At 65.3% G+C, this 5,441-nt stretch carries 7 protein-coding genes; 5 read left to right on the top strand and 2 right to left on the bottom strand.

Translation table 11 applies throughout. The features are described 5' to 3' along the window. The 5 genes from HUK82_RS14215 to hpnK form a co-directional block, all read left to right on the top strand. On the top strand, positions 1-196 hold a 196-nt coding region (locus tag HUK82_RS14215), incomplete at its 5' end, for a hypothetical protein (protein ID WP_176614584.1). A gap of 81 nt (positions 197-277) precedes the next feature. Next, entirely contained in the window at positions 278-883 is a 606-nt protein-coding gene (locus tag HUK82_RS14210) for an MlaC/ttg2D family ABC transporter substrate-binding protein (RefSeq protein ID WP_256127038.1), read from the top strand. Positions 884-935: 52 nt separating this feature from the next. After that, positions 936-2,114, top strand: coding sequence for a bacteriohopanetetrol glucosamine biosynthesis glycosyltransferase HpnI (gene hpnI / locus HUK82_RS14205; RefSeq protein ID WP_176614582.1), 1,179 nt, complete (start codon positions 936-938; stop codon positions 2,112-2,114). A gap of 99 nt (positions 2,115-2,213) precedes the next feature. Then, positions 2,214-3,638 (top strand): hopanoid biosynthesis associated radical SAM protein HpnJ, encoded by a 1,425-nt coding sequence (gene hpnJ / locus HUK82_RS14200; RefSeq protein ID WP_176614581.1) that lies wholly within the window; start codon positions 2,214-2,216, stop codon positions 3,636-3,638. A gap of 58 nt (positions 3,639-3,696) precedes the next feature. Beyond that, positions 3,697-4,536 carry a hopanoid biosynthesis-associated protein HpnK gene (hpnK, locus tag HUK82_RS14195; RefSeq protein WP_176614580.1) on the top strand — a complete coding sequence of 280 codons (840 nt, stop codon included), beginning with the start codon at positions 3,697-3,699 and terminating at the stop codon, positions 4,534-4,536. Between the two features lie 57 nt (positions 4,537-4,593). Here hpnK and trxA read toward each other — a convergent pair whose 3' ends face one another. Further along, entirely contained in the window at positions 4,594-4,920 is a 327-nt protein-coding gene (gene trxA / locus HUK82_RS14190) for a thioredoxin TrxA (RefSeq protein ID WP_176614579.1), read from the bottom strand. A gap of 11 nt (positions 4,921-4,931) precedes the next feature. Beyond that, on the bottom strand, positions 4,932-5,441 hold a 510-nt coding region (locus tag HUK82_RS14185), incomplete at its 5' end, for a PD-(D/E)XK nuclease family protein (RefSeq protein WP_176614578.1).

Here is a 5,441-nt window from a genome sequence, read left to right as displayed (position 1 = left end):
CGTCATGCACCACCTCGCCCGCACCGGACTGCTCGACCGCGTCCGCTTCCGACCCATGACACTCCCAGACACCTTCATCGACCACAACACGCCCGACGAACAATACAACCAAGCCGGCCTCAATGCCGCCCATATCGTCGCAACTGCTATGCAGGCCCTCGGGGTTTCAACGCTGAACGGATTGGCGCAAGCCTGAACTCCGCCGGGTCGTGATGGACGCTGAACAGAAGAAAGCCTGATGATGAAATCCGCTCTGCTGACAGTCTGTGCCCCCCTGATGCTTGGTGTGCCGCTCGCCCTGACGGCGATTCCTCCGGCCCATGCCCAGTCGGCCGCCGCCGCCAGCGGTCCGGCCGCGCCGATCGGCGATCTCTATGCGGCGCTGAAGACGATCCAGGCGCCGGGCGGAGGGTCGGCCGAGAGCCGCGCCAGCGCGCTCGCCCCCACGATCGACAAGGTGTTCGATCTCGAAGCGATCCTGCACAAGGTCGTCGGCCTGAAGTATGACGGCTTCACCACCGAGCAGAAGCAGGCGCTGCTCGCGGCCTTCCGCAACTATACGATCGCAGCCTACGTCGACAGCTTCAAGCCGGGCGCCAACGTGCAGTTCGCCGTCGATCCGGCCGTTCGCGCCGCCCCCGGCGGCACCGGGCAACTGGTCACGACGCATATCGGCGGCACGGACAACCCCACCGGGACCGAAATCGACTATCCAATGGAGCAGGCCTCCGGCGGCTGGCGCGTGACCGACGTCCTGCTGCAGGGCCACATCAGCCAGGCCGCCGCCCAGCGGGCCGAGTTCCGTTCGTCGCTGAGCGCCGGTGGCGTGGAAGGCTTGACCGCGGCGCTGCAGGCAAAGGCAAAAAAATTCTTGGGCGAGTGATTTTTACGCTAAAAGCCGCTACCGCCATCACAGGGTTGTCCTGAGCAGGATCATGTCGTCGTTTTTCTCCCTTGCCGCGCTGAGTGACCTGACCGCCGTCATCGCGGCGGCCGGGTGCGTACAGACGGTTCTGGGATCGACGCTGCTGGCGCGGTTCATGCGGCGAAGCGCCCGTGTGGTCCCCGTCCACCAGCCAACCCCGGTGACGATCCTCAAGCCGTTGCATGGCGACGAACCCCTGCTGGAACAGGCGCTCGAGAGCTTCTGCACCCTCGATTACCCGGACTATCAGGTGGTATTCGGTGTGCAGAGCGCGTCCGACCCCGCGATCGCGGTGATCCGCCGCCTGCAGGGGCGCCACCCCACGCGGGCCCTCGATCTGGTCATCGACCCGACCGAGCACGGGACGAACCGCAAGATCGGCAACCTGATGAATATGATGCGCGTCGCACGCCACGACACGCTGGTCATCTCCGACTCCGACATCCACGTCACGCCGACCTACCTCGACCACGTCCTCCATGCGCTGGAGCAACCCGGCGTCGGGCTTGTCACAACGCTTTATGCCGGGCTGCCCGCCAGCCCCAGCCTGGTGCGGGAGCTGTCCGCGTGCCAGATCAACCACAATTTCCTCCCCGGGGTGATGCTGTCGCGCTATCTGGGACGGCAGGACTGTCTCGGGGCGACCATGGCCCTCCGCCGCGATGTGCTGGAGCGCGTGGGAGGTCTGCGCGCGCTCGTGCCGCACATCGCCGATGATGCGATGCTGGGCCGTCTGGTCCGTGCGCTGGGCCTGTCGATCGCCATTGCGCCCTGCATGACCTGGACCACGATCGGCGAGCCCGACCTTGGCGCCCTGCTGGCGCATGAGTTGCGCTGGGGCCGGACGGTCAAGACGCTGGAGCCGCTGGGCTATGCGTCCTCGTCCATCCAGTTGCCGCTCTTCTGGGCGGGTGTAACGCTGGCCTGCGCGCCCCACGCGCCCTGGAGCGTGTGGTTTTTTGCCGCGATCTGGCTGGTACGCGCCGCCTGCGCCTTCGCCAGCGACCGTCTCCTGGGCCAGCGCCAGCTTTATCCCCTTCTGCTTCTGCCGCTTCGCGACTGGCTGTCTGCCGCGATCATGGTGGGCAGCGCCAGCGGAACGCGCGTTGCATGGCGCGGACGAACGATGCATCTTGCGCCCCATACCGCCGTCGGCGCGCGCGGACATTCCATCGTGCCGGGGGACTGACCCCCGCGCCTGGAACCCCGTCGCCGATTGCCTTTGTTCAAGACTTACCCATATGCGGTCCATGGCTGTGCCCATTGAGTCGCAAGGATCGATCCCGAGATGATGAGAACCCTCTTCCTCCAGCCCCCTTCCTTCGATGGCTTCGACGGCGGCGCTGGTTCACGCTATCAGGCGAAGCGCGAGATCAAGTCGTTCTGGTATCCGACCTGGCTGGCGCAGCCCGCGGCCCTCGTCCCCGGCTCGCGCCTGATCGACGCGCCGCCCGCCCGCATGGGCATGGAGCCGATCCTGGAGGACGTGAAGAACCGCGACCTGGTCATCATGCACACCTCGACCCCGTCCTTCGGTTCGGACGTGAAGGTCGCGCAGATGCTCAAGGACGCCAATCCGGCGATCAAGATCGGCATGGTGGGCGCCAAGGTCGCCGTGCAGCCCGAGGAGAGCCTGCTCAAGGGTGCGCCGATCGATTTCGTCGCCCGTAACGAGTTCGACTTTACGATCAAGGAGATCGCCGAGGGCCGCCCTTGGTCAGAGGTTGACGGCATCAGCTACCGCACCGAAGCCGGCGAAATCGTCCATAACCGCGATCGCGCGATGATCGAAAACATGGACAGCCTGCCCTTCGTGACCGAGGTCTACAAGCGCGACCTCAGGATCGAGGACTATTTCATCGGCTATCTGATGCACCCCTACATCTCGATCTACACGGGTCGCGGATGCAAATCGCGGTGCACCTTCTGCCTGTGGCCGCAGACGGTGGGCGGCCATCACTACCGCACGCGCAGCCCCGAGCATGTGGCGGCGGAAATCAAGCTGGCGAAGCAGTATTTCCCGCAGGTGAAGGAGTTCTTCTTCGACGACGACACCTTCACCGACGACCTGCCGCGCGCTGAGGCCATCGCGAAGGAGCTGGGCAAGCTGGGCGTGACGTGGTCGTGTAATGCGAAGGCGAATGTGCCCCGCAAGACGCTCGAGGTGCTCAAGGCCAACGGCCTGCGCCTGCTGCTGGTGGGCTACGAAAGCGGCAACCAGCAGATCCTGCACAACATCAAGAAGGGCATGCGCGTCGAGACGGCCCGCGAGTTCACGAAGAACTGCCACGAGCTCGGGATCAAGATCCACGGCACCTTCATCCTCGGCCTGCCGGGTGAGACGAAGGAGACCATCCAGGAGACGATCCGCTTCGCGCGGGAGATCAATCCGCACACGCTTCAGGTCTCGCTCGCGGCACCCTATCCCGGCACGTTCCTGCACAAACAGGCGACCGAAAACGGCTGGCTGGACGAGAGCAACGCCGAACTGATCGACGAAAACGGCGTGCAGATCGCGCCGCTGCACTACCCGCATCTGTCGCACACGGAAATCTTCCAGAGCGTGGAGGAGTTTTACCGCAAGTTCTACTTCCGCGCCCCGAAGATCGCCGCGATCGTCAACGAGATGGTGCGCAGCCCGCAGATGATGAAGCGCCGTCTGCGCGAGGGCGTGGAGTTCTTCCAGTTCCTTCGCGATCGCCGCGTGGCCTGATCACGCTTCGTCCGGCCGGGGCATGATCCTGGCCGGACCCGATGCGCAACGACATCACATGAAACAGGTCATCGTCTCCGCCGACGATTTCGGCATGTGCCCCGAAGTGAACGAGGCGATCGAGATCGCCCATCGGGACGGACTTCTCTCGACGGCGAGCCTGATGGTCGCCGGCGACGCCGTCGAGGACGCCGTCGCGCGTGCACGGCGCCTGCCGAACCTGCGCGTCGGACTGCATCTGGTGGTGATCGAGGGCCCGGCGGTGCTGCCGCCGGAGCAGATCCCCGATCTCGTCGGCCCCGATGGGCGCTTTCCCTCCGACCAGCTCGGTCTAGGGGTCAATTACTTCTTCCGCCCGTCGGTCCGGCGTCAGCTGGCAGCGGAGATCGGGGCGCAGTTCGAGGCCTTTGCCCGCACAGGCCTGAAGCTCGACCATGCCAATGCGCACAAGCACATGCATCTGCATCCGACGGTCGGGCGCCTGATGATCCGGATCGGCCGGACATATGGCCTGCGGGCGGTGCGCGTGCCGCTGGAGCCACCCGGCCCACTGCAATCCGCCGGCACGTTTACGGACACGCTGGGCGACGATGCGCTTCGGCGGTGGACGGCGGTGCTGCGCCATCAGGCGCACCGGGCCGGCATGCTGACCAACGATGCCTGCTTCGGCATTGCGTGGAGCGGCCACATGACGACCGAGCGTGTCGCCGCACTGGCGGCGCATCTGCCCGAGGGTCTGTCGGAAATCTATTTCCATCCCGCCACGCGGCACACGCCGTATCTGCGTGCCCTGATGCCGGATTATGAACCGGAGGCGGAACTGGCCGCGCTGCTCAGCCCGGGCTTTGCCCAAGGGCTCCGGGACAGCCGAGCGTCCCTCGTCCGGTGGACGGGCTGAAAGCCCTGACCTCCGGATTGAAGACGGGGCGTCGTTGCGCCCCGTCGTGTCGAATCCTCAGAGGCTGCTCTTCACCCAGTCCTTCAACTGGCTCTTGGGCAGGGCACCGACCTTCGTCGCGGCGGGCTTGCCGTCCTTGAACAGGATCAGGGTCGGAATGCCGCGCACGGCATAGTTGTTCGGGGTCAGCGGGTTGTCGTCGATGTTGACCTTGGCGACCTTCACCTGTCCCTTGAATTCCGCCCCGATTTCCTCGAGCGCCGGGGCGATCATCTTGCACGGACCACACCACTCGGCCCAGAAATCGACCAGAACCGGTCCTTCGGCCTTCAGAACATCGGTCTCGAACGTGTCGTCGCTGACCGCGACAGTGTTTTCGCTCATGGAATTCTCCTTCATTCAACGACGGACATAATCATCCCGTCAGCGGGATCAAGCCCGGGAGCGTACGGCTCCAGCAGCGACTCGGGCAAGAATGAGACCGCGCCGGTCTCGGTCCACACCAGCGTGCAATGGATTGCGCGGTCCGGATAGAGATTTTTCAAAAGCGCCCGGTATGCGGCCATCTGCCGCAGATAGGCGACAGGGGTGCGCGCGACGGTGTCCGGCGGCAGGCGATTGGTCTTGTAATCGCACAGCCAGATCGCCTCCGGCAGGACCGCCATACGGTCCACCTGCCCCACGATCACACGGCCACCGACGATACCGACCACTTGCTGCTCGGGCCGGCCACCGGGCCCGAACAACGGCGCAAGGGACGGATGCTCCAGCACGGCCAGGATCTGCCAGGTCAGGGCCGCTACCTCGTCCGCGCCAAGGCCGGCACGCGACAGGAACAGCGCCGCCCGGCCGCCGCGTTCGGCGTCTGGCAACTCGGGCACGGTCTGCAAGAGGGCATGGACCAG

This window comes from Ameyamaea chiangmaiensis (assembly GCF_013376175.1).
Classification (GTDB): domain Bacteria; phylum Pseudomonadota; class Alphaproteobacteria; order Acetobacterales; family Acetobacteraceae; genus Ameyamaea; species Ameyamaea chiangmaiensis.
This window is presented reverse-complemented; position numbering and strand designations above follow the sequence as displayed.